This is a genomic window from Streptomyces sp. (assembly GCF_031178505.1).
Taxonomy (GTDB): Bacteria; Actinomycetota; Actinomycetes; order Streptomycetales; family Streptomycetaceae; genus Streptomyces; species Streptomyces gulbargensis.
Genome location: NZ_JAPSIW010000658.1, coordinates 1,111 through 3,998 on the forward strand (window position 1 = coordinate 1,111; position 2,888 = coordinate 3,998).

Annotated in this window: 1 protein-coding gene; it reads right to left on the reverse strand. The window is 68.4% G+C overall.

Annotation, left to right across the window (positions count from 1 at the left end; all coding sequences use genetic code 11):
• Positions 1-35 precede the first annotated feature (35 nt).
• The coding region (locus RIF68_RS29960; RefSeq protein ID WP_309054417.1) for a multifunctional oxoglutarate decarboxylase/oxoglutarate dehydrogenase thiamine pyrophosphate-binding subunit/dihydrolipoyllysine-residue succinyltransferase subunit at positions 36-2,888 on the reverse strand (2,853 nt) is incomplete at its 5' end.

Genomic DNA, 2,888 nt, shown 5'->3' on the forward strand with positions numbered 1-2,888 from the left:
GTGCCGGACCTCCGTACTCCGTACGCGGTAGCGGGTCAGGCGTCGAAGACCTCGTTGACCAGCTGCTGCTGCTCCGCCTGGTGGCGCTTGGCCGAGCCGACCGCCGGGGAGGAGGAGTGCGGGCGCGAGATCCGGCGCAGGCGCTCGCCCGCCGGGATGTCCGCGCCGACCGCCAGGTCGAGGTGGTCGATCAGGTTGAGCGCGATGAACGGCCACGCACCCTGGTTCGCCGGCTCCTCCTGGGCCCACAGGTACTTCTCGGCGTTCGGGTACTTGGAGATCTCGGCCTGCAGCTCGGCACCCGGCAGCGGGTACAGGCGCTCCACGCGGATGATCGCCGTGTCCGTGACACCGCGCTTCTTCCGCTCGGCGTCCAGGTCGTAGTAGACCTTGCCCGCGCAGAAGACGACCTTGCGGACGTCGGCCGCGTTGACCGACTCGTCCCCGATGACCGGGCGGAAGCCGCCGGTGGTGAACTCCTCCACCTTGGACGCCGCGGCCTTCAGACGCAGCATCGACTTCGGGGTGAAGACGATGAGCGGCTTGTGGTGCGGGTTGTGCACCTGCCAGCGCAGGAGGTGGAAGTAGTTCGACGGCAGCGTCGGCATGGCGACCGTCATGTTGTCCTGGGCGCACAGCTGGAGGAAGCGCTCCGGGCGGGCGGACGAGTGGTCCGGGCCCTGGCCCTCGTAACCGTGCGGCAGGAGCAGCGTGACGCCGGAGGTCTGGCCCCACTTCTGCTCGGCCGAGGAGATGAACTCGTCGACGACGGTCTGCGCGCCGTTGACGAAGTCACCGAACTGGGCCTCCCAGATGACCAGGGAGTCCGGGCGGGCCAGCGAGTAGCCGTACTCGAAGCCCATCGCCGCGTACTCGCTGAGCAGCGAGTCGTAGACGTTGTAGTGGGCCTGGTCCTCCGTCAGGTAGAGCAGCGGGGTGTAGTCCTCGCCGGTCTCCTGGTCCACCAGCACCGCGTGGCGCTGGCCGAAGGTGCCGCGGCGGGAGTCCTGGCCGGAGAGGCGGACGGGGGTGCCCTCCATCAGCAGGGAGCCGATGGCGAGGGTCTCGCCGAAGCCCCAGTCGATGGTGCCGTCGTCGATGGAGGCCGCGCGGCGCTGCAGCTGCGGCAGCAGGCGCGAGTGGACCGTGATCCGCTCCGGGACGTTGACCTGAGACTCGGCGATCCGCTTCACGACCTCCTGGGAGACCGCGGTGGTGACGGCGACCGGGAACTCGGCCCGGGCGTCCGGCACGTGCGTGGGCGCCGGGGCGGCGGTGGCCTCACGGACCTCCGCGAACACCTTCTCCAGCTGGCCCTGGAAGTCCTGGAGCGACTGCTCCGCCTCCTCCAGGGTGATGTCCCCGCGACCGATGAGCGACTCGGTGTACAGCTTGCGCACCGAACGCTTCTTGTCGATCAGGTTGTACATCTGCGGGTTGGTGAACGAGGGGTTGTCACCCTCGTTGTGACCGCGGCGGCGGTAGCAGATGAGGTCGATCACGACGTCCTTGTTGAACGTCTGGCGGAACTCGAAGGCGAGCCGCGCGACGCGGACCACGGCCTCCGGGTCGTCGCCGTTCACGTGGAAGATCGGCGCCTCGATCATGCGGGCCACGTCGGTCGCGTACATCGAGGAACGCGAGGACTCCGGGGCGGCGGTGAAGCCGACCTGGTTGTTGATGACGATGTGGACCGTGCCGCCCGTGCGGTAGCCGCGCAGCTGCGACATGTTCAGGGTCTCGGCCACGACGCCCTGGCCCGCGAAGGCCGCGTCACCGTGCAGGGCGACCGGCAGGACCGTGAAGTCCGTGCCGCCCTTGTTGATGATGTCCTGCTTGGCGCGGACGACGCCCTCCAGGACCGGGTCGACCGCCTCCAGGTGGGAGGGGTTGGCGACCAGGGAGACCTTGATCTGCTCGCCGTCGAGGCCCGTGAAGGTGCCCTCGGCGCCCAGGTGGTACTTCACGTCGCCGGAGCCGTGCATCGACTTCGGGTCGAGGTTGCCCTCGAACTCGCGGAAGATCTGCGCGTAGGACTTGCCGACGATGTTGGCGAGGACGTTCAGCCGGCCGCGGTGGGCCATGCCGATGACGACCTCGTCCAGGCGCGACTCGGCGGCCGAGTCGATGACCGCGTCGAGCAGCGGGATGACGGACTCGCCGCCCTCCAGGGAGAACCGCTTCTGGCCGACGTACTTCGTCTGCAGGAAGGTCTCGAAGGCCTCGGCGGCGTTGAGCCGGCGCAGGATGCGGAGCTGCTCCTCGCGCTCCACACGGGCGTGCGGGCGCTCGACGCGGTCCTGGATCCACTTGCGCTGCTTCGGGTCCTGGATGTGCATGAACTCGATGCCGGTGGTGCGGCAGTACGAGTCGCGGAGCACGCCGAGGATGTCGCGGAGCTTCATCATCGACTTGCCGGCGAACCCGCCGACCGCGAACTCCCGCTCCAGGTCCCACAGAGTGAGGCCGTGCTCGGTGATGTCCAGGTCGGGGTGCTTGCGCTGCTTGTACTCCAGCGGGTCGGTGTCGGCCATGACGTGGCCGCGGACCCGGTAGGAGTGGATGAGCTCGAAGACGCGGGCGGCCTTCGTGACGTCGTCGTCGTGCGAGGCGTCGATGTCCTTGAGCCAGCGGACCGGCTCGTAGGGGATGCGCAGCGCCTTGAAGATGTCGTCGTAGAAACCGTCCTCGCCGAGGAGGAGGTTGGAGACGATCCGCAGGAACTCGCCGGAGGCCGCGCCCTGGATGACCCGGTGGTCGTAGGTCGAGGTCAGGGTCATGACCTTGGAGATGCCCAGCTTGTTCAGGGTGTCCTGGGAGGTGCCCTGGAACTCGGCCGGGTAGTCCATGGAACCGACGCCCATGATGACCGACTGACCGGGCATCAG